The following is a 19,592-nucleotide window of genomic DNA, read 5'->3' on the forward strand; positions in this document are numbered from 1 at the left end:
ATTAGCTCGAACAAGGTGTCCGATTCGGTGCCGCCGACGCGAATCCCGGAAAATTGATAGGATGTTTCGGCTGCGGCCCGTGCCGCAGCGAGAATCCGTGTATCTACCTGGCACGGCCCGAGGGCACCCAAGGCGGCACGTCGAGCGATGCGGCCGGACGCCGCGGAAAGGCCCCTTCGGTGACCGCCACCATGTCCCACGAAACCTCCGCCCAGGCGGGCGCGGCGAAAGACCCCTCGATGCTGTCGATCGCCGGCCCCACGTACTTCCCGATCGCGCTGGTAGCCCGCCTGCCCTTCGCGATGATGGTCGTCGGCGTCCTCACACTCGTCGTCGCGGGCCGCGACTCGCTGGCCTTCGGTGGGCTGAGCTCGGCGATGGTCGGCATCGGCTCCGCGGCGGTCGGACCGCTCGTGGGTGCCGCGGCGGACCGGTTCGGGCAACACCGCGCCGTCCTCACGGCGGGAATCGTCAACAGCCTCGCGCTGCTGCTCATGGCGTGGGTCGTGTTCAGCCCGCTGCCGGGCTGGGCGGTGCTCGCCTCCGCCGCGCTCGTGGGCGCGAGCGCACCCCAGGTCGGCCCGATGTCGCGCAGCCGGGTGGTCGGCATGATCGCCACGAAGCTGCCCGAAGGGCGCCGCGGGCGCCCTCTGCTCTCGATGATGGCGTACGAATCCGCCGCCGACGAGGTGATCTTCGTCTTCGGCCCCGTGATCGTGGGACTGCTGGCCACCACGATGTCGCCCGCCGCGCCGATGGTCGGCGCAGCGGTACTGACGATCCTGTTCGTGGGCGCGTTCGCCCTCCACCCCACCGGCCGCGCGACCGAACAGCACACGGCCGGCGCGGTCGACCAGGCCCCGGTCCGCGAGTTGCGCGACCCCGCGTTGCTCACCGTCGTGGGCGGTGTCTTCGGCGTGGGGCTGTTCTTCGGCTTCACGCTGACCGGCCTGACCGCATTCATGCGGGACGCGGGCAACGCCGAGTCGGCCGGCCTGTTCTACGGCGTGATGGGTGTCGGTTCGGCCGCCCTCGCACTCGGATCCGCCCTCCTGCCGGACACTTTCACCCTCGCCCGGCGGTGGATCACCTTCTCCCTCGCCATGGTCGCAGGGGCATCGCTCATCGCCGCCGCACCGTCGCTGCCCTGGCTGGTCGCGGGTCTCGCCGTCGCCGGGATCGGCGTCGGCCCCACCCTCGTCACCGAGTTCAGCCTGGGCGCCGCCCGCAGCCCCCGCGGCCGATCGGCCACCGTGATGACGATCCTCGGGTCGGCGATCATCCTCGGCCAGTCGCTGGCCTCCGCTGTGAACGGCGAACTCGCCGAACGGTTCGGTACCGGTGCGGCGCAGTGCATGCCGCTCGTCGCGACCCTCATCGTGCTGGGCGCGGGCCTCGTCAACGCGGGCCTCACCCGGCGTCGATCGGCGACGGACGCGGCCTAGACTGACGACATGACCGCGACCAGCGCCGGACTGCTGCTCCATCGCCGGAGCGGCGGCGCCGTCGAGGTGCTCATCGGGCACATGGGCGGCCCGTTCTGGGCGCGCAAGGACGCGCACGGGTGGTCGATCCCCAAGGGCCTCTACACCGACGAGGATCCCCTCGCGGCGGCGGAGCGCGAGTTCGCCGAGGAGCTCGGCACCTCGGCACCGCCGGGGCCGACCGTGCCGCTGGGCTCGGTCCGGCAGTCCGGCGGCAAGACGGTCACGGTGTTCGCCCGGGAGGGCGACTTCGACGCCGCCGTCATCACCTCGAACGAGTTCGAGCTGGAATGGCCGCGCGGATCCGGCCGGATGCAGCGCTTCCCGGAGATCGACCGCGCGGGGTGGTTCAGCCTCGACGAGGCCGCGGAGAAGCTGGTGAAGGCACAGTCGGTGTTCCTCGACCGGTTGCGGGTGCACCTGTCCGGAGCGTGAGCAGGCCCGCCCCGGCGGCACACACGAGCGAGGCCGCCGCGGCCGCGAGCGCGATGCGGTTCCAGCCGGCGATCGCATCGGGCGCCCCTGCGGCCAGCACACCGGCGATCGTGATGCCCAACGCGGAGCCGACGTAGCGGGCGGTGTTGTTGACGCCGCTGCCCATCGCGGCGTCGCCCGCGGGGACGCTGGATATCGCCTCACGGGCGAGCCCCGTGTTCAGCAGTCCGGACGCGATGCCGGCGACCACGAACCCGGGGATCAGGCGCGCGGGCGAGGCACCGTCGGACAGGCCGGACATGAGGAGCAGGCCCAGCGCGACCCCGACCAGCCCGCCGATCAGGTGCGCACGGCCCGACAGCACCCCCGCCAGGCGCGAGAAGCCCAGGGCGGCCACGGCGCTCGTGCCGGCCCACAGGGTGAGCAGGCAGCCCGCCTGCAGGGTGCTCAACCCCAGACCGTGCACCGCGAAGGTACCGGAGTACGACATCGCCGAGATGATGCCGATGCCCGTGCCCAGACCGGCGACGGTCGCGGAGAGGAAGCGCCGGCGGCGGAAGAGCGCCGGGTCGACCAGGCGCGCGGAGCCGTAGCGCTGGCTCGCGACGAGCGCCGCGGTGAGGACGAGCGCGGCGACCGCGAGGGCGATCGCCAGGCGGGCCTCCCGCGCGCGGACCTCGACGAGCGCCGCGACCGCCGCGCTCAGGGCCGCCGTGAGCAGCACGAAGCCGAGGACGCTCTGCGCGCGATCGGGGTTGTGCGGCGGCCGCGTCGGGATCCGCCGCGCCGAGAACCACAGCGCCGCACCGGCGGCCGCCAGGAAGAGGTAGAACACGCGCCACGCTCCCGCCAGGTCCAGCGCGCCGGTGAGCCCGACGCTCATCGATGCGAGGATCCAGGTGGCGCCGGCCGGGCCGGCGCGGAGCGCCGCGTTCAGCGTCACCGCGTTACCCAGCGGCCCCGCATAGCCGAGCATCGCCACGAGGGTGCTGGCGGCGACGGTCGCCAGCACCCGGCCGTACGACGATTCCAGTCTGTTCACAAGACTCATCATGGCGCAGTTCGAGTCTGTTCACAAGACTCGATTCGCGTACCATGAGGTCATGGCACTGGGAACCGGGTACGAGGCGCAGGGCTGCTACCTCGCGCGCGCCCTCGAGGTCGTGGGCGAGCGCTGGACGCTCCTGATCCTGCGCGACCTCTTCTTCGGCGTGCGGCACTTCAGCGATCTGCTGGCACACCTGGATGTCTCCCGCGCCGTGCTCACCGATCGCCTGGAGACACTGGTCGCCGCCGGCGTCCTCGCCCGACGGCGGGAGGGGCGCACCGTCGAATACGCGCTGACCGCCGCCGGAGAGGACCTGTGGCCCACCGTCTACAGCCTGATCCGGTGGGCCGAGCGCCACCTGGAGGCGGACTTCCCCGGCCGCGTGTTCGCGCACGCGGCGTGCGGCACCGACATCGACGAGTCCGGCCTGTGTCCGCACTGCGGCATCGTTCCGACGGTGCGGGACCTGGACGCCCGCCCGCGCCCCGGGTTCAACCCGCGACGGCGCGACGACCCGGTGGCCGTCGCACTGCGGCAACGGCACCGGATGCTCACACCGCTGCCCTGAGAACGCCTGCGCCGGCGCGACCGCCGCGGGGGAAGGTCAGTTCCGGTAGTTCTCCACGGTGTTCGCCGACCGCGCCTGCGCGCCGTCCGGGTTCTCGCCGAACTCGCGCCGGGCCCGGCGCTGCCGCAGGAGATCCCAGGCCTGATCGAGCTGGGTCTCGAGCACCTGCAGCCGCGCGTGCTCCTCGCTCTCGCTGATCTCGCCGGCCGCGAGCCGCGTGCGCAGGTCGTGCTCCTCCGCGATGAGCGTGTCGATCCGGGTATGAATGGCGTCATCGGTCATGTTTCGATCCTGCCACCGATCGCCGGACCGCGTGGTCCCCATCGGACGCTTCCCAGTCGCCGAGGGCGCGCCGCGCCTACGCCGGGGACGGCTGCAGCGCGTAGTGCCGCGCCACCAGCTCGACGGTCCGCCGGTGCCCGGCGCGCGAGGGTCCCATCGTGACCAGCATGATCTCGTCGACGCCGGTCCGCGCGTGCAGCCGCTCCAGGCGGCCGGCGATGTCGGCGGGGGTGCCGCCCCAGAACCTCTCGGCGTAGCCGTCGAGCACCCGTCGCTCCTCGGGCGTGGCGTCGTACGCGGCGGCCTCGTCGGGCGGGAGGAGCGTGTACGGGGCGCGCTGAACCATCCGGAGCATCGCCAAGGCGGCGCTGTCGACCTGCCGCCGCGCCGCGGCCGGATCGTCGTCGACCGCCACGGGGACGCTCGCGAGGCAATAGGGCGCGGCGAGGACGGGGGACGGGCGGAACTCGCGCCGGTAGACCTCGAAGGCCTCCGCCGGGTCGGCGCCGCCGAACTGCAACGCGAAGGCGTACGGCCGGCCGAGCCTGCCGGCGAGCTGCGCCGAGGACGGCGACGTGCCGAGGATCCACACCTGCGGTGCCGTCGTGGGCGCCGGCACCCGGTTCTGCGCGGCCTGCCACGGGCCGGGCACGGCGTGGACGTCGTGATACGGATGCCCGGGCGGGAACCGATCGGCGAGGAAAGCGATCAATTGCACGGCCGATTGCGGGAACTCGTCGTTGCCGGCGGCGTGCCGACGCAGCGCCGCGGCGGTCGCCGCATCAGTGCCCGGCGCGCGGCCGAGGCCGAGGTCGATGCGCCCCGGGGCCAGCGCGTCGAGCATCGCGAACTGCTCGGCGATCACCAGCGGAGCATGATTGGGCAGCATCACACCGCCCGCCCCGAGCCGGATCCGTTCCGTCTCCCCCGTCAGTCGCGCGAGCATCAGCTGCGGCGACGGGGTGGCCGCGGCCGGCATCGCGTGGTGCTCGGACATCCAGAACCGGTGGTAGCCGAGCCGATCCGCAAGGCGCGCCAACGCGATCACCTCGCGGTACACCTCGTCGACGGTGCTCCCGACGGCGGCGTGCGCGTTGTCCAGCACGGACAGCACGAACGGCGCTGTGCCCGAAACCTCGATCGTGTCCGTGTCCATCCCGCCGACTCCCGCCCGGCCACCGGCACGGCCGGTGGGGCCTGTGCTCATCGACCCGCCCGGCCTGCCCGAGGGATCAACGGGGCCAATGTCTCCCGACTCAGAAGGTAGCGGTCCGACGACGCCCGCGTCCGAGGTTTCGCGAAGCGGACGAGGGGCCGGGCGCACGGCCCGGCCCCTCGTGACGATCGCGGGATCAGCCGACCGTGGCGGACTGAACCGGGACGTCCGTACGGATGATGTGATCGAACGCGCTGAGCGCCGCCGTCGCGCCGGAGCCTGCGGCGACGACGATCTGCTTGAACGGCACCGTCGTGCAGTCCCCTGCCGCGAAGACGCCCGGGAGCGAGGTGCGCCCGGCCCCGTCGACGACGATCTCGCCGCGCGGGCTCAGGTCGAGCACGCCCTCGAGCCATTCCGTGTTCGGCAGGAGGCCGATCTGGACGAAGACACCGTCGAGCTCCAGCGAGCGCTGCTCGTCGGTCGTGCGGTCCTTGTACGCCAGGCCCGTCACCTTGCCGCCGTCGCCGAGGACCTCGGTGGTCATCGAGCTGACCAGAACGTCCACGTTGGGCAGGCTGCGCAGCTTGCGCTGCAGCACCTGGTCCGCCCGCAGCTCCGCGTCGAACTCGATGAGGGTGACATGGGAGACGACGCCCGCGAGGTCGATCGCGGCCTCGACGCCCGAGTTGCCGCCGCCGATGACCGCGACGCGCTTGCCCTTGAACAGCGGACCGTCGCAGTGCGGGCAGTAGGTGACGCCCTTGTTGCGGTACTCCGCCTCGCCGGGCACGTCCATCGAGCGCCACCGGGCGCCCGTCGAGATCACCACGGTGCGCGAGCGCAGCTGCGCGCCGCTGGCCAGGTCGACGGAGATCATCCCCGACTCCGCGTCACGGCTCAGCTTCGCGCCGCGCTGGGTGTTCATGATGTCCACGTCGTACTGGCGGACCTGGCTCTCGAGCTCGGCCGCGAACCGCGGGCCCTCGGTGTACGAGACCGAGGTGAAGTTCTCGATCGCCATGGTGTCGAGGACCTGGCCGCCGAACCGCTCGGCGACGACGCCGGTGCGAATCCCCTTGCGGGCGGCGTACACCGCGGCGGTCGCGCCCGACGGACCGCCGCCGACCACGAGCACGTCGAACGGGTCCTTCTCACCCAGCGACGCGGCGGTGCGCTCGGCGGCGCCGGAGTCGAGCTTGCCGACGATCTGCTCGAGGTTCATGCGGCCGGAGTCGAAGAGCTCGCCGTTGACGAACACCGTCGGGACGGCCATCACCTGACGGCTGTCGACCTCGTCCTGGAACAGCGAACCGTCGATCGCGGTGTGGGTGATCCGCGCGTTGAGGACCGCCATCAGGTTCAGCGCCTGCACCACGTCGGGGCAGTTCTGGCAGGACAGCGAGAAGTAGGTCTCGAAGTGGTACTCCCCCTCGAGGTCGCGCACCTGCTCGAGCAGCTCGGCCGCCTCCTTCGACGGGTGGCCGCCCACCTGGAGCAGCGCCAGCACGAGGGACGAGAACTCGTGGCCCAGAGGGATTCCGGCGAACTGCACCGCGATGTCGGTGCCGACGCGGCGGATCAGGAACGACGGGGTGCGCGGGTCGTCGCCGGTCCGGTCGTGCCGGATGAGATCGGACATGCCCGCGATCTCGTCGAGGAGCTCGGCGAGTTCGACCGACTTGGGGCCGTCGCCCGGCGTCGACACGAGCTCGACCGGCATCGTGACGTTGGCGAGCAGGCCCTTGAGCTGAGTGGCGAGTGCGGCTTCGAGCATGGTGATCCGATCCTCTTCTTCAGATACGAGTGCTGGTGACATGCGGCTGCGGGGCACGGGAAAGGTCCGGCCCCGCAGCTGTGCAGGCGCCTAGATCTTGCCGACGAGCTCCAGCGACGGCGCGAGGGTCTCAGCGCCCTCTTCCCACTTCGCGGGGCAGACCTCGCCCGGGTGCGAGCGCACGTACTGCGCGGCCTTGACCTTGCGGACCAGCTCGGCGGCGTTGCGGCCGATGCCCTCCGCGGTGACCTCGGTGAACTGGACGACACCGTCGGGATCGACGAGGAAGGTGCCGCGGTCCGCCAGGCCCTGGCCCTCGCGGAGCACCTCGAAGTCGGTGCTGATCTGCAGGCTCGGGTCACCGATCATCGCGTACTCGATCTTGGCGATGGTGTCCGACGAGGCGTGCCACGCCTTGTGGGTGAAGTGGGTGTCGGTCGAGACCGAGAACACCTCGACGCCCAGGCCCTGCAGCTCCGCGTAGTGATCGGCGAGGTCGCCGAGCTCGGTGGGGCACACGAACGTGAAGTCGGCCGGGTAGAAGTAGAACACGGCCCACTTGCCCGCGATGTCCTGGTCGGAGACGGTGACGAACTCACCGTTCTTGAAAGCCTCGGCGGTGAAGGGCTTGATCTGCTTGTTGATCAACGACACGGTCGTCCTCGTTTCGTTCGGGTGCCTGCGGGTTCGTCATCGACAGTAGGTCGGGTGTATTAATCGGACAAATCGATTCATCCTGAACCAGCCATCATGAATCCCTATCGGCGCTGGCAGCGGCCTCGTCGAGGCGCAATCACACGGTGGTGATTCTCATCACCACCGCATCCGCTTGACGGCCGTCGCACACGACATCGCCACCATCGCCGCAGGTCAAACCGGTGATCTTCGGGATCCGCCGACGGTGCCGCGCGGTCATCCGGACGCGACGTCGCCTCCGCCACACCCCGCGGCATCGACCGGGGCCACCCCCAGCGCGGGATGGTCGAGGACCGTCGAGATCACGACGGGCTGCCCTCCCCGCTTCGCCTCGTACATCGCCTCATCCGCGCGGTTGAGCAACAGGCCGACCGCGGCCTCCTCATCCGCGACCGCGATGCCCCCGATCGCCACCCCGATACTGGAGGTGACCGGAACGCCGGCGGGACCCGCTTCGGCTTCGATGGACCAGCGGATCCGGTCGGCGATCCGCACGTACCGCGATCGAGCCGCGCCCACCATCAGGACCGCGAACTCGTCACCACCGAGCCGTGCGACGAGCCCGCCCTCGGCCGCGCCCCGGAGGACGTCGGCGATGCGCGTGAGGACGGCGTCACCGACCTCGTGCCCGTGCACGTCGTTGATGGCCTTGAAGTCGTTGACGTCCACCAGGATCAACGCGACCGACACCTGGCGCCTGCCCGCCGCGAGATCGGTGATCGTGCTCCCCGTCGTACGACGGAACCCGCGACGGTTCAGTGTCTTCGTCAGTGGATCGGTGTCGGACTCGGCGGCGTCCTGCGAGAGGAAGGCGAGACCGATCTGCACGGAGGCGGGCACCGCGATCGTGGTGATCGCCAGCAGCGTCACCTTCAAGACGGTCGCCGGCCAGCCGTACGACTGATACAACCCCACCGCGAACGCCGCGATCGCGACCGCGCAGATCCCTGCGTTCGCCATGAACTGGGCCGGCGACAGCACGAAGGCCACGAAGATCGCGATGAGGGTGAGCCCCGACAGCCCGAAGGCGGCGGCCATCGCGTCGACGTCCGTCGCCGACACGGCGATGATCAGTAGGTCGGAGGTCACCACGAAGACCATCGCGCCGGATTCGGACGGAACCGGGCGCACCTGCCATCGCATCGCCCAGAACAGCCCTGTCGCAGCGCCGGCCAGCTGGACGACGACGGAGAAGCGCGGCTCGTCACCCGGGTGGACGAGGAGCACGTTCACCGCGAGCCCGCCGAGAACGACCGCACACGTGCTGACGACGAGCTGGAAGCCGCGGAGCAATCCCCTACTGTCGAAGTAGGCGATGCGCTGCTGGTAGTCCGGCCCGCCGCGCCACCAGGTCCTCACGATGTGCCTGATCTCGACGAACGGTCCGACGCGCGCCGATCTCACGACACCGCTCGAGCATCGACCACCACGGTCAGCATCGGCGAATTCTCCACCAACGCCCCCTCACTGTTCGCTTCATCGGACACCCTGCGGTTGGTAGTGAAACACATGGGCGTTGCCGGACAAATCCTGTGATATCGCAAATATTCCGAGTCGAAGGATTGTTGAGGCTTCAAGCTGTTCAGCGTACCCCCGCAGCGCGACTCCAGCTCGGCCACGGGAGTCGATTCCTCCGTTCGGACTACACGGAGTGGGCGGACACGAAGAAGTCCCCTCCGAATATCTCGGAGGGGACTCTCGTGTGTGATTCTGTGGAGCTAAGGGGACTCGAACCCCTGACCCCCACACTGCCAGTGTGGTGCGCTACCAGCTGCGCCATAGCCCCGTATTGCGTTGTTCACCTGCGGTTTCCCGCCCGGAGAACATTACAGGAGCCAGCTCGCGTGCACCAAATCGGCTGGTCAGTGCCGGTTTTACTTCAGGAGCGGCGTCAGCCAGTCGCCCTGGACGGTGATCAGATCACCGTTGTGCACGACGGTGGGCGTGCCCGAGCTGCCGATGTCCTGCATCAGCTTGCTGTTGCTGCTCGCGCCCTTCGCCGCATCGCCGACGTTCTTACCGTCACGGATCGCCGCGAGCACGTCGGCGGGCAGCTCGGCACCGGCGGCCCTCGCGGCGTCACCGACGATGGTCGCGATCTCGGCGTTCGAGTGGTCCTTGCCGTCGTACTGCGGCGAGCCCTTCTCGTGCGGCTGATTGCTGAACAGCGCCTTGTGCGCGGCGAGCAGCGCCTTCTGCTTCTGGTCGGCGGGCATCGACGACGTGTCGATGGCGATGAAGGATGCGTTGGCGCGGTCCGAGTAGTCGTCCGATGCACTGGACTTATTGAGGAACGAAACCATACGGTACCGCGCCTTGATCGTGCCGTCCTCGATCCCCTTGACGATCTGTTCGCCGTACACCTGCTCCATCTGGCCGCACGCGGGGCAAAGCGGATCCTCGAAGAGGTCCAGCGTGACCTTGGCGTCGTCCTTGCCGAGCACGAAGGTCGGCGTCGCGCCGTTCAGCTTGCTCGCGACCTGGTCCGAGGGCTTGTCCGACTTCTTACTGACCAGCAGCACGCCGCCGATGACCACGACGATCACGACCAGGACGGCGATGGCGCCCAGCACGTAGGTCATGGTGTTGGACTGCTTCGCAGGAACGTACTTGGCGTTCTTTGGCTTGCTCACGCCGACCACAATAGCGGCAGTCGGCGAGTGCCCAGGTCAGTCCACTACGCGCCGAGCACCCCGTCGACGAGTGCCTTCGCCTCCGCCTGGACCTGGGCGAGGTGCTCCGGGCCCTTGAAGGACTCGGCGTAGATCTTGTAGACGTCCTCGGTGCCGGACGGCCGGGCCGCGAACCACGCGTTCTCCGTGGTGACCTTGAGCCCACCGATGGGCGCACCGTTGCCGGGCGCCCGGGTCAGCTTCGCCGTGATCGGCTCGCCCGCGAGCTCGTCGGCGGTCACCTGCTCGGGCGACAGTTTCGACAGGACCGCCTTCTGCTCGCGGCCGGCGGGAGCGTCGGTGCGCGCGTACGCGGGCACGCCGTACTCCTCCCCCAGCACCGCGAAGTGCTGCGACGGGCTCTTCCCCGTGACGGCGAGGATCTCCGAGGCCAGCAGCGCCATGATGATGCCGTCCTTGTCGGTGGTCCAGACCGAGCCGTCGTGCCGGAGGAAGGAGGCTCCCGCGGACTCCTCGCCACCGAATCCGACGCTGCCGTCGAGGAGGCCGGGCACGAACCACTTGAACCCGACGGGGACCTCGAGGAGCCTGCGCTGCTGCTCGGCGACGACCCGATCGATCATCGAGGAGCTGACCAGCGTCTTGCCGACGGCCGCATCGTCGCGCCAGCCGTTACGGGTGGCGAAGAGGTAGTCGATCGCGACCGCGAGGTAGTGGTTCGGATTCATGAGCCCGCCGTCGGGGGTCACGATGCCGTGCCGGTCCGAGTCCGCGTCGTTGCCGGTCGCGATGTCGTACTGGTCCTTGTTCGCGATGAGCGAGGCCATCGCGTTCGGCGAGCTGCAGTCCATCCGGATCTTGCCGTCGGTGTCCAGGGTCATGAAGGCGAACTGCGGGTCGACCGTGGGGTTCACGACGGTCAGGTCGAGGTTGAAGCGATCGCCGATCGCGCCCCAGTAGCCGACGGCGGCACCGCCGAGCGGGTCGGCACCGATCCGCACACCCGCGTCGCGGATCTTGTCCAGGTGCAGCACCGACGGCAGGTCGCCGACGTACGAGTCCAGGAAGTCGAAGCGCTGCACGGCATCCGACGCCAGCGCCTGTGCCAGCGGGATCCGCCGGACCTCGCGCATACCGCCCTCGAGGATCTCGTTCGCGCGCGCCGCGATCGCACCGGTCGCATCGGTGTCGGCGGGGCCGCCGGTGGGCGGGTTGTACTTGAAGCCGCCGTCCGCGGGCGGGTTGTGCGACGGGGTGACCACGATCCCGTCCGCCTCCACACCGGAGTGGGACCGGTTGAAGGTGAGGATCGCGTGGCTCAACGCCGGGGTGGGCGTGTAGCGGTCGTCATGGTCGATGAGCGTGGTGACGCCGTTCGCGGCGAGCACCTCGACGGCGGTCTCCCAGGCGGGCACCGAGAGCAGATGGGTGTCCTTGGCCAGGTACAGCGGGCCCCGCACGCCCTGGGCCGCGCGGTACTCCGCGATGGCCTGCGTGGTGGCCGCGATGTGGTTCTCGTTGAAGCTGCCGGCCAGCGACGTACCGCGGTGACCCGAGGTGCCGAAGGCCACGCGCTGGTCCGGGTTCCCCGGATCCGGAACGATCGAATAATATGCCGCGCGAACGGCTTCGACGTCGATCAGGTCTTCGGGGAGCGCCGGTAGGCCGGCACGCGCGTGAGCCATCTTCAGTCCACCTCATCTGTCCGGGACGGCACCGCGGATCGCACGGGGCCGGAGTTCAAAGGTATCCGCGCGAGCGCCTCCGCGCGTGGGAACCGCGGTGACGGCGGTACCCGGCACCACGGTACGCCGGCGCTAGACGATCGCCCAGACGATGAGCACCATCGCGAAGCCGACCACGGACAGGATCGTCTCGAGGACGGACCAGGTCATGAGGGTCTGCTTGACCGTCATGTTGAAGTACTTGGACACGATCCAGAAGCCGCCGTCGTTGACGTGACTGAGGATGATCGACCCGGCCGAGATGGCGATCACGATGAGGGCGATCTGCGCCTGCGAGTAGTCGCCCGCGGCCACCGTCTCACCGATGATCCCGGCGGTGGCGGTGATCGCCACCGTCGCGGAGCCCTGGGCGATGCGCAGCGCGCAGCTGACGAGGTACGCGGACACGATGAGCGACCGAGGTCGCGGCCGATCGCGACGATCACGCCGTCGGCGATCGCGACGTCCACGGTGTAGCGCGGCGCCTCCGTGCCGTCGACCACGTCCGCGCCGCGGATCAGGATGTCGTGCATGCGCGAACCGCCCTAGAAGTACGTGGAGATGACGTCGACGACCACGGGGTCCGGTCCGTCGTCGGCGACGACGGGGATCACGCGCCATTTGTCGAAGACGGTGCAGGGGTGGCTGAGGCCGAGCCGCACCACATCGCCCACGACGAGCGGGTCCTGGGCGGGGAGCCGGAGGAAGGCGTGCTGATCGTTGACGGCCGTGATCACCGCGTCGATCGGGCGTTGCTCGGCGCCGAGCTCGGCCGCCGCCACCTGCGGTTCGGGCAGGCCCTCGTCGAAGGAGACGTCGCGGCGCCCCACGTCGAGCAGGGCGAGGCCGGGCTCGGGCCGGGAGATGACGCGTGCCCACACGTGCATGGCGGAGCGGAGCCGCGGCGCGTCGGCCGCCCGGCCGGACGGCGTGATGCCGCGGTAGAAGCCGTCGTCGTGGATGATGTACGCCCCGGACCGCACGACGACGCGGGCGTCCTCGAGGCCGCCGAGGATCGCGGCCACCCGGTCGAAATAGGCGCTGCCGCCGGCGGATACGACGATCCGGCCCTCGGGGTAGAGCGGACGCAGCCGCCCGTGCAGCTCGAGGAGCCCACGGAGGTAGTCATCGACCGTGGCGAGCGCCTCGGCGCTCGGGTCGTGCGCGAGCGCGCCCTCGTAGCCCGTGACGCCGCCGAGGCGGAGGCGGTCCGACGCGGCGATGCGCCGTCCGATCTCGACCCCCTCGTCCACGCTCCGCGCACCCGTCCGACCGCCGGGCCCGCCGAGCTCGACGAGGACGGTCGGCTGCCGTGACGCGCCGGCCAGACCTCGCTCGAGCACGTCGACGGTGCCGGCCCCGTCGGCCCAGAGCACGACCTCGAGAGCGGAGTCCGCATCCAGCGCCGCGCCCAGCCAGCGCAGGCCCGCCGGGTCGGCGATGGCGTTGGCCACGTGCAGGTTCCGGAACCCCGCGGCGACCGCCACCTGCAACTGCGGCAGGTTGGCGATGGTGATGGCGGTGGAACCCGCATCGAGCTGGGCCTGCCACAGGGCGGGCGCCATCGTGGTCTTGCCGTGCGGCTCGAGGTCGAAGTCGTGCGCCGCGGTCCAGCGGGCGAAGTCGGCGACATTACCGGCCATGGCTGCCCGATCCAGAACGAGGACGGGGGTGGAGAGGTCGGCCAGGTGCGGCGCGCGACCGAGGAAATCGGCGGTACTCATGCCGTCCGCCCAGGCGGGGACCGCCTTGTCGACCACGCTGAGCGCGTCCGGCCGTGCGTCGATCCCGTTGCCCATGCCACTCCCTCATCTGCTGCGTTGCACAGGATGCAATCGTCGTTGCGTGATATGCGTCATAGACGGTAGCATCGCCTGAAGGCGCACCGTCGTCGTCAAGGACGGTGCCGTGCGGGCGATCGCGGTGGCACGCGACGGCTCGCAGGTCTCGGTTCCCGCCCTGTCGGTCGAGGTCGTCGAACCGGTGGGTGCGGGCGACTCCTTCGCCGCCGGCTTCCTGCACGGGCTGGCGCACGGCGAGGACATGCGCACCTGCCTGCGCCGGGGTCACGCCGGCGCGGCCGCCACGCTGACGGTCCGCGCCGACCTCGCCGTCCTCCCCCCGGCAGCGATCGCCGCACTGCTCGCGTGCGATGAGCGGGACTGGGCGCATGCGCACATCGGACCTGAAGGAATCCACGTGGGAGGCAAGGGCTTCCCGCCCCCTCAGGAGAGCGGACACGCATGAGCCAGAGCCTGACCCGCGCACTGGAGATCCTTCGCCTCTTAGGCGAGGGCCCCGCCACGCTGGACGAGCTGGCCGACGAGCTGGGCGTACACAAGACCACCGTGCTGCGCCTGCTCCGCCCGCTCACCGACGCGCGCTTCGCCTATCACGACGAGGCGCATCGCTACCACCTCGGATCCCGCGTCTTCGATCTGGCCGCGCGCGCGTCAGAGCAGCGGGGCATCCGGGAGGTCGCGGCGCCCCACCTGCAGGCGTTCAACCGCGAGTACGGCCGCACCACCCACCTCGCCGCGCGCGAGGGCGACGCGGTGGTCTACATCGACAAGCTCGAGTCGCGGGACCTTATCCGGATGTACTCGCGGATCGGAATGGAAGCGAACCTGAACTCGAGCGCCGTCGGCAAGGTGATCCTCGCCGCGCTGCCCGATGCCGAGCTGCGTCCGCTCGTCGCGGGCATCGACTTCGCGTGGCGCACCCCGAACACCATCGTCGATCCCGGCGTCTATCTGCACGAGATCGAGACCGTCCGCGAGCAGGATTGGGCCGCCGATCGCGAGGAGAACGAGCCGTCGATCAACTGCATCGCCGCACCCGTACGAGAGGCGTCCGGGGCCGTTGTGGCCGCCGTGTCGGTGTCCGTGCCGGACATCGTGCTGCCCTTCGACCGCCTACTGGACCTGCTCGAGCCGCTGCGCGCGACATGCGCGGCGATCTCCGCCGAGTACGGGTACCGCCCGCGCTGAAGCCGCCCCCGCGAACCCGCGGAACATCGGAACACCCACGAGAACAAAGGAAACCACCATGGCCTCGACCTCCGTCTCGACCACTGCCGCCCCCGCGCCCGCCCACTTCTTCAGCCAGGGCGTGCGTCGCGGCAACATGCTGCAGGTCTCGGGCCAGGGCCCGATGGACCCCGCCACCAACCAGTACGTCGCCGAGGGCGATGTCGCGGAGCAGACGCGGCGCACGCTCGCGAACGTGAAGGCCATCCTGGAGGCGGGCGGGGCGTCCGTCGCGGATGTGCTGATGTTCCGCGTGTACCTCACCACGCGCGACGACTTCTGCCCGATGAACGAGGCGTACGGCGCATTCATCGCCGAGAACGTGCCCGAGGGCGCCCCGCTCCCCTGCCGCACCACCGTGTTCGTCGACCTGCCGCACGAGGTGATGCTCGTCGAGATCGACGCGCTGGCCGTTCTCGACTGACCACCGGCACCCGATTGATACATGCGCATATCGCAATGTATTGTCGGCGGCGGCGAGTCGGACGACGATCGGGGCTGAGATGAGCGGGCACGCACACGGCGGACACGCGCACGGCGGGCACGACCACGGAGTGAGCGCTGACGCAGACAAGCGCTGGCTGAGCATCGCGCTCGGACTGCTCGTGAGCTTCATGGCGATCGAGGTGACGATCGGCATCCTCGCGAGTTCGCTCGCGTTGATCACCGACGCGGCGCACATGCTCACGGACGCGGCCGCGATCGTGCTCGCGCTCATCGCCATTCGGATTGCGGCGAAGCCCGCGCGCGGCGGCTACACCTGGGGCCTCAAGCGGGTGGAGATCCTCTCGGCGCAGGCCAACGGGATCACACTCCTGCTGCTGGCGGCCTTCTTCACCTACGAGGGCATCTCCCGGCTGGTCGACCCGCCCGATGTCGACGGGAAGCTCGTGTTCTTCACCGCCCTTGCGGGCTGCGTGGTGAATCTCGCCGCCACCTGGTGCATCCGGCGCGCGAACCGCAGCAGCCTCAATGTCGAGGGCGCGTACCAGCACATCCTCAACGACCTGTACGCATTCATCGCCACCGCCATCGCGGGCGCGGTCATCTGGGCGACGGAGTGGGGCCAGGCGGATGCGATCGCCGCGCTCGTCGTCGCGGCCCTCATGCTCAAGGCCGGCTGGGGCCTGGTCAAGGCGTCCGGACGGATCTTCCTCGAGGCGGCGCCCGAGGGTGTCGATCCGGCGGACGTCGGTCGCGACGTTGCCGCACTCACCTCGGTCGTCGAGGTCCACGACCTGCACATCTGGGAGATCACCTCGGGTCAGCCGGCCATGTCCGCGCACGTCCTCGTGACACCCGGCGCGGACTGCCATGCCGTCCGGTCGAGTATCAGCAGCATGCTGCACGACGAGCACCATATCGAGCACGCGACGCTCCAGGTCGATCACGCCGGTGCCGAGGACCACTGCGGCGACTCACACGGCCAGTCCTACTCCGCGGGGCCGGTGCCGTCGTACGGCCTGACCGCCGACGGTGCCGCCGCATGCGGCCCGGGCCACTCCACTCGTCAGGCGCCGGAGAACGGCGGGACCGCGTAACACGGCACCGCCCGCGGGTGCCGCGGATCAAGGGCGTTGAGCACAATTGCGCCGCGTGCACGTCTCCAACCAGCATCTTTGCCGACAGCCAAGCTCTTTGCAACCCCTCCCGTAAGGATGACACAGGGGCTTGTTATACCCCCGATACAATCGTTTGAATCATCCCGGGGAGGAATCTCTATGCGTGGTCGGTGGCTACAGGGCGCGGGTACGGCTGTACTCCTAGCGACACTGTCCGCATGCAGCTCATCCATCCCGGGTACCCCCGTCGCGGACCCGACCGCTACTGCAGGCAGGCTCGATACCGGTAACTACGCCAACACACCGCAACCGGTGAAGGCCTCTGCTGCTGCTGATTGGTGGCAGCAGGAGGCGTACCGATTAGCTGATTCCGTAGTAGCTCCCTGGGACGTTGACGCGGCCATCGCCCGGAAGGCCGACGGAGAGACTCCCGCACCTGTCCTTGGCGCCTACTTGATCACCAATTCGGGTGTCCCGGGTCCACACCTCCTCCCCACCTCCAAGTCCTCGGTGTTTCAAGGCATCCCCATCCAGACGGGCTTCGTCAGCGCGGCATCGGACCCGTCGGGCGTAGTGTTGAGAATCGGCGCTATCCGCTTCGCTGACGCAACTACGGCGAGCCGTGCGCTCGACGCCCTCACGGCGACTCCGGCCGTACCTTCGGGAGCGCCGACAGGCACCAGGGTTCTGACTGAGGGCACTCTTGACGGGAAGCACTGGCTCACCCTCGGCACAACTCGGGCGAACCTGCTGCTCGTATCCTCAACTTCGTCACCCTCACCGGGGAGAACAACGGATTCGCTTGTCACTAAGGCGCTTTCGATGCAGGCAGACAAGATCGGCAACTACCAGCAGTCCTCGATGGACTCAGTGACGAACACGCCGAATGTTCCGATGGACACAGACGACAAGATCATGGAGTACACGGTTCGCGCGGGTGCCGGTACCCCTCAACCCCTGGCCGGCACCTCGGCCTCAGTCGGGTATCTCGACGGTTACATGACGCCACGCACCTTGGCAATGACAACGGTAGGAGTGAAGTCGGAGATCGAAACGCAAGCGGCGAAGTACGGCTGGGAACTTTACGCAAGCCGCTCCGGAGTCTCGACCACCCGGTACCGAGATGTCGACTCCGCGAGGCGATATTTCTCCGATCGATTCGGCGAGGGCAAGGGCGTCGTCCCCGGCATACCTGCAGAGAACGCACGGTGCGGAAAGGTTGCGAGCGGTGGGTACTCGTGCACCGCCTGGGCAGGTGGCCGCTACACCAGCTCGGCAGCCAGCAACACCCTCACCAAGGCTCAGCAGATCATCAGCGCCCAGTACCTACTGCTACAGCAAAGACCATCCTGACCTGCGCATTATCCCCGGGCCCAAGCCCCGGTTAAGAGCCGCAGGCGAACCTGTGAGCATCGCCGGGGAGACGCCCTGGCTCCGAAGGAGACGAAGTGAAGAAGCTGCTCGCCACCACCATGATCGCGGGATCGATCGCCACGGGAGCTACCGTGCTCGGCACCGGGGCTGTCAGCGCTGCGCCGGCATACGAGTGGGTCCGGATCGGTCCGTACAGCAGCACGTGGACCTGCGAGCAGGCACGCGACAGTTACCCGGCGAACTCGCGCAAGTGCTTCACGGCCTCGAACGGGAAAGCGTACTTCTACGGCATCCGCCAGGCTCGTCGCTGACATCACAACAGCACTCCGCCAAAGAAACCCCGACATCACCCCGACGCCTTCTTCACCCGCACCGCATCGCTCCCCCGGCGTGCAGTTCCTACACGCCTACAAGGATGAGTAGTGAAAAGCCCCCCTGACCTGCGATGAAAGTCAGGGGCAATCTGTGGACCTGACTTGGCTCACGAATCGGACTTCGCCAGTGGTGTAGCTCGCTGACCTGGTGTGATCGGCTGGTCTTGGTGCGGATATGCGCACTAATTGTGGGCTCGTAGGCTGCGGGGGTGGCGTACGTGAGGACGGTGAAGACCGCGTCGGGGGCGACGGCGGTGCAGATCGTCTGGTCCTCGACGCGCGGCTCACGCAAGATCGAGCACCTCGGCTCCGCACACGATGAGCAACAGCTCGCGGCGCTGCGTGCTGCTGGTGAGGAGCGGATTGCCGCTGGTCAGACCGCTTTGGATCTGGGGATCGCCGAGGCTGCGCCGGCGGTGGGTCCTTTGCCGATCACCGCCTCGCGGATGGCGGCGCTGTGGGACGCGCTCGACGGCGCCTACCAGCGGCTCGGCTTCCAGCACGCGGTCGGCGCGGACGAGGTGTTCCGGGACCTGGTGCTGGCCCGGATCATCGAACCGACCAGCAAGCTCGATTCGCTGCGGGTGCTCGAGGAGGTCGGCCAGCATCCTGCGTCGTATGCCACGGTCAAACGTCGGCTCCCCATGTACGCGAAACCGGTTTGGCGGCAGGCGTTATCGGCGGCGTGTGCGGATCATGCGGGGATCGGCTCGGCGACGCTGCTGTTGTATGACGTCACCACGCTCTACTTCGAGACGGGACTGCTGCACCGATAGGTGACAGTGTCGGTGTCATGCCGCGCAGGCGGCTGTGTTGATGATCGTCTCGTATTCGATGGGCGTCAACCGGCCGAGACGTGCTTGTCGGCGCCGGCGGTGGTAAGTCCGTTCGATCCAGGTGACGATCGCGATCCGCAGCTGCTCGCGGGTCGCCCAGTGTTGCCGGTTGAGGACGTTCTTCTGGAGGAGCGCGAAGAACGATTCCATCGCCGCGTTATCGCCGGCTGCACCGACTCTGCCCATGGACCCGACCAGGCCGTGGCGGTTGAGCACGGACACGAACTTCCGTGACCGGAACTGAGAGCCCCTGCCCGAGTGAACAACACAACCTGCAACATCGTCTTCTCGGCGGGCGACCGCGTTGTTGAGCGCGGCCACGGCGATCCGTGACTGCATCCTAGAGTCGATGCTATAGCCGACGATCCGTCCCGAGCAGGCGTCCTTGATCGCGCAGAGGTAGAGCTTGCCCTCATCGGTCCAGTGCTCGGTAATATCGGTGAGCCACAACTGATTCGGCGTGTCGGCGGTGAAGTCCCGTTCGACCGAGCTTGTCAAGTTTTCTGTGTAAGTCCGTCGTTCCTGAATTCTGTTAGCCATGCTTAGAGGTGCTGGTTGATGCGTTCCGGGTAGGCCACCGACAACTGCGCGATGGCCTGCTTCCAGTTGGTGAC

The 19,592-nt window shown here is 68.9% G+C and carries 19 protein-coding genes, 1 tRNA gene and 3 pseudogenes; 10 read left to right on the top strand and 13 right to left on the bottom strand.

Annotated features, from left to right (window positions below; all coding sequences use genetic code 11):
* The first annotated feature begins 179 nt into the window (after positions 1-179).
* Together HF999_RS14665 and HF999_RS14670 are read left to right on the top strand one after the other, a co-directional pair.
* Positions 180-1,445 carry an MFS transporter gene (locus tag HF999_RS14665; protein ID WP_312854149.1) on the top strand — a complete coding sequence of 422 codons (1,266 nt, stop codon included), beginning with the start codon at positions 180-182 and terminating at the stop codon, positions 1,443-1,445.
* A gap of 9 nt (positions 1,446-1,454) precedes the next feature.
* Entirely contained in the window at positions 1,455-1,919 is a 465-nt protein-coding gene (locus tag HF999_RS14670) for an NUDIX hydrolase (protein ID WP_168546601.1), read from the top strand.
* Here the strand turns inward: HF999_RS14670 and HF999_RS14675 are convergent.
* A complete protein-coding gene (locus tag HF999_RS14675; RefSeq protein ID WP_168546602.1) occupies positions 1,834-2,961 on the bottom strand; it encodes an MFS transporter in 1,128 nt (375 codons plus the stop codon). The two genes, HF999_RS14670 and HF999_RS14675, sit on opposite strands and share 86 nt — an antisense overlap.
* Before the next feature lie 61 nt (positions 2,962-3,022).
* On the opposite strand from HF999_RS14675, the gene HF999_RS14680 reads away from it, so the two are divergent.
* Positions 3,023-3,535: a winged helix-turn-helix transcriptional regulator gene (locus HF999_RS14680; protein ID WP_168546603.1), complete on the top strand. Its 513-nt coding sequence runs from the start codon at positions 3,023-3,025 to the stop codon at positions 3,533-3,535.
* A gap of 36 nt (positions 3,536-3,571) precedes the next feature.
* Here the strand turns inward: HF999_RS14680 and HF999_RS14685 are convergent, their stop codons facing one another.
* The 11 genes and pseudogenes from HF999_RS14685 to HF999_RS14735 form a co-directional block, all read right to left on the bottom strand.
* Positions 3,572-3,817 (bottom strand): DUF2630 family protein, encoded by a 246-nt coding sequence (locus tag HF999_RS14685; RefSeq protein WP_168546604.1) that lies wholly within the window; start codon positions 3,815-3,817, stop codon positions 3,572-3,574.
* Positions 3,818-3,893: 76 nt separating this feature from the next.
* Positions 3,894-5,024, bottom strand: coding sequence for an LLM class flavin-dependent oxidoreductase (locus HF999_RS14690; RefSeq protein WP_246207847.1), 1,131 nt, complete (start codon positions 5,022-5,024; stop codon positions 3,894-3,896).
* Positions 5,025-5,169: 145 nt separating this feature from the next.
* Positions 5,170-6,750 carry an alkyl hydroperoxide reductase subunit F gene (ahpF, locus tag HF999_RS14695; RefSeq protein WP_168546605.1) on the bottom strand — a complete coding sequence of 527 codons (1,581 nt, stop codon included), beginning with the start codon at positions 6,748-6,750 and terminating at the stop codon, positions 5,170-5,172.
* 90 nt (positions 6,751-6,840) lie between these two features.
* Positions 6,841-7,404: an alkyl hydroperoxide reductase subunit C gene (gene ahpC / locus HF999_RS14700; protein WP_168546606.1), complete on the bottom strand. Its 564-nt coding sequence runs from the start codon at positions 7,402-7,404 to the stop codon at positions 6,841-6,843.
* Positions 7,405-7,662: 258 nt separating this feature from the next.
* Complete coding sequence (locus HF999_RS14705) at positions 7,663-8,805, bottom strand: GGDEF domain-containing protein (RefSeq protein ID WP_168546607.1); 1,143 nt, start codon at positions 8,803-8,805, stop codon at positions 7,663-7,665.
* A 41-nt stretch (positions 8,806-8,846) separates the two neighbouring features.
* Positions 8,847-9,065, bottom strand: coding sequence for a hypothetical protein (locus HF999_RS14710; RefSeq protein WP_168546608.1), 219 nt, complete (start codon positions 9,063-9,065; stop codon positions 8,847-8,849).
* Positions 9,066-9,159: 94 nt separating this feature from the next.
* A tRNA-Ala gene (locus HF999_RS14715) sits at positions 9,160-9,232 on the bottom strand.
* A gap of 88 nt (positions 9,233-9,320) precedes the next feature.
* Positions 9,321-10,079 carry a DsbA family protein gene (locus HF999_RS14720; protein ID WP_168546609.1) on the bottom strand — a complete coding sequence of 253 codons (759 nt, stop codon included), beginning with the start codon at positions 10,077-10,079 and terminating at the stop codon, positions 9,321-9,323.
* A gap of 44 nt (positions 10,080-10,123) precedes the next feature.
* A complete protein-coding gene (pgm, locus tag HF999_RS14725) occupies positions 10,124-11,764 on the bottom strand; it encodes a phosphoglucomutase (alpha-D-glucose-1,6-bisphosphate-dependent) (protein WP_168546610.1) in 1,641 nt (546 codons plus the stop codon).
* 132 nt (positions 11,765-11,896) lie between these two features.
* A pseudogene (locus HF999_RS14730) lies at positions 11,897-12,217 on the bottom strand (GntT/GntP/DsdX family permease); the annotation flags it as partial.
* A 131-nt stretch (positions 12,218-12,348) separates the two neighbouring features.
* Positions 12,349-13,602 carry a type III PLP-dependent enzyme domain-containing protein gene (locus HF999_RS14735; protein WP_168546611.1) on the bottom strand — a complete coding sequence of 418 codons (1,254 nt, stop codon included), beginning with the start codon at positions 13,600-13,602 and terminating at the stop codon, positions 12,349-12,351.
* A gap of 85 nt (positions 13,603-13,687) precedes the next feature.
* On the opposite strand from HF999_RS14735, the pseudogene HF999_RS14740 reads away from it, so the two are divergent.
* The 7 genes and pseudogenes from HF999_RS14740 to HF999_RS14770 all read left to right on the top strand — a co-directional run.
* Positions 13,688-14,050: pseudogene (locus HF999_RS14740) on the top strand (PfkB family carbohydrate kinase); the annotation flags it as partial.
* Positions 14,047-14,793 carry an IclR family transcriptional regulator gene (locus tag HF999_RS14745; RefSeq protein ID WP_168546613.1) on the top strand — a complete coding sequence of 249 codons (747 nt, stop codon included), beginning with the start codon at positions 14,047-14,049 and terminating at the stop codon, positions 14,791-14,793. The pseudogene HF999_RS14740 and the gene HF999_RS14745, both read left to right, overlap by 4 nt.
* Before the next feature lie 58 nt (positions 14,794-14,851).
* Positions 14,852-15,256: a RidA family protein gene (locus HF999_RS14750; protein WP_168546614.1), complete on the top strand. Its 405-nt coding sequence runs from the start codon at positions 14,852-14,854 to the stop codon at positions 15,254-15,256.
* 79 nt (positions 15,257-15,335) lie between these two features.
* On the top strand, positions 15,336-16,373 hold the full coding sequence (locus HF999_RS14755; RefSeq protein WP_168546615.1) for a cation diffusion facilitator family transporter: 1,038 nt from the start codon (positions 15,336-15,338) through the stop codon (positions 16,371-16,373).
* A gap of 333 nt (positions 16,374-16,706) precedes the next feature.
* Positions 16,707-17,747, top strand: a complete 1,041-nt coding sequence (locus HF999_RS14760; RefSeq protein WP_168546616.1) for a DUF7373 family lipoprotein — start codon at positions 16,707-16,709, stop codon at positions 17,745-17,747.
* 95 nt (positions 17,748-17,842) lie between these two features.
* Positions 17,843-18,079 carry a hypothetical protein gene (locus tag HF999_RS14765; RefSeq protein ID WP_168546617.1) on the top strand — a complete coding sequence of 79 codons (237 nt, stop codon included), beginning with the start codon at positions 17,843-17,845 and terminating at the stop codon, positions 18,077-18,079.
* Between the two features lie 272 nt (positions 18,080-18,351).
* Positions 18,352-18,900: pseudogene (locus HF999_RS14770) on the top strand (IS1634 family transposase); the annotation flags it as partial.
* Positions 18,901-18,933: 33 nt separating this feature from the next.
* On the opposite strand, the gene HF999_RS14775 reads toward HF999_RS14770, so the two are convergent.
* The coding region (locus HF999_RS14775; protein WP_246207849.1) for an IS3 family transposase at positions 18,934-19,592 on the bottom strand (659 nt) is incomplete at its 5' end.

This window comes from Tsukamurella spumae (assembly GCF_012396015.1).
GTDB classification, from domain to species: domain Bacteria; phylum Actinomycetota; class Actinomycetes; order Mycobacteriales; family Mycobacteriaceae; genus Tsukamurella; species Tsukamurella spumae.

Bases quoted from the DNA above. Each gene is read 5' to 3' on its own strand.
- HF999_RS14670 (WP_168546601.1), top strand. From the start codon at position 1,455: ATGACCGCGACCAGCGCCGGACTGCTGCTCCATCGCCGGAGCGGCGGC.
- HF999_RS14680 (WP_168546603.1), top strand. From the start codon at position 3,023: ATGGCACTGGGAACCGGGTACGAGGCGCAGGGCTGCTACCTCGCGCGC.
- HF999_RS14685 (WP_168546604.1), bottom strand. From the start codon at position 3,817: ATGACCGATGACGCCATTCATACCCGGATCGACACGCTCATCGCGGAG.
- HF999_RS14690 (WP_246207847.1), bottom strand. From the start codon at position 5,024: ATGAGCACAGGCCCCACCGGCCGTGCCGGTGGCCGGGCGGGAGTCGGC.
- ahpF (WP_168546605.1), bottom strand. From the start codon at position 6,750: ATGCTCGAAGCCGCACTCGCCACTCAGCTCAAGGGCCTGCTCGCCAAC.
- pgm (WP_168546610.1), bottom strand. From the start codon at position 11,764: ATGGCTCACGCGCGTGCCGGCCTACCGGCGCTCCCCGAAGACCTGATC.
- HF999_RS14735 (WP_168546611.1), bottom strand. From the start codon at position 13,602: ATGGGCAACGGGATCGACGCACGGCCGGACGCGCTCAGCGTGGTCGAC.
- HF999_RS14745 (WP_168546613.1), top strand. From the start codon at position 14,047: ATGAGCCAGAGCCTGACCCGCGCACTGGAGATCCTTCGCCTCTTAGGC.
- HF999_RS14750 (WP_168546614.1), top strand. From the start codon at position 14,852: ATGGCCTCGACCTCCGTCTCGACCACTGCCGCCCCCGCGCCCGCCCAC.
- HF999_RS14755 (WP_168546615.1), top strand. From the start codon at position 15,336: ATGAGCGGGCACGCACACGGCGGACACGCGCACGGCGGGCACGACCAC.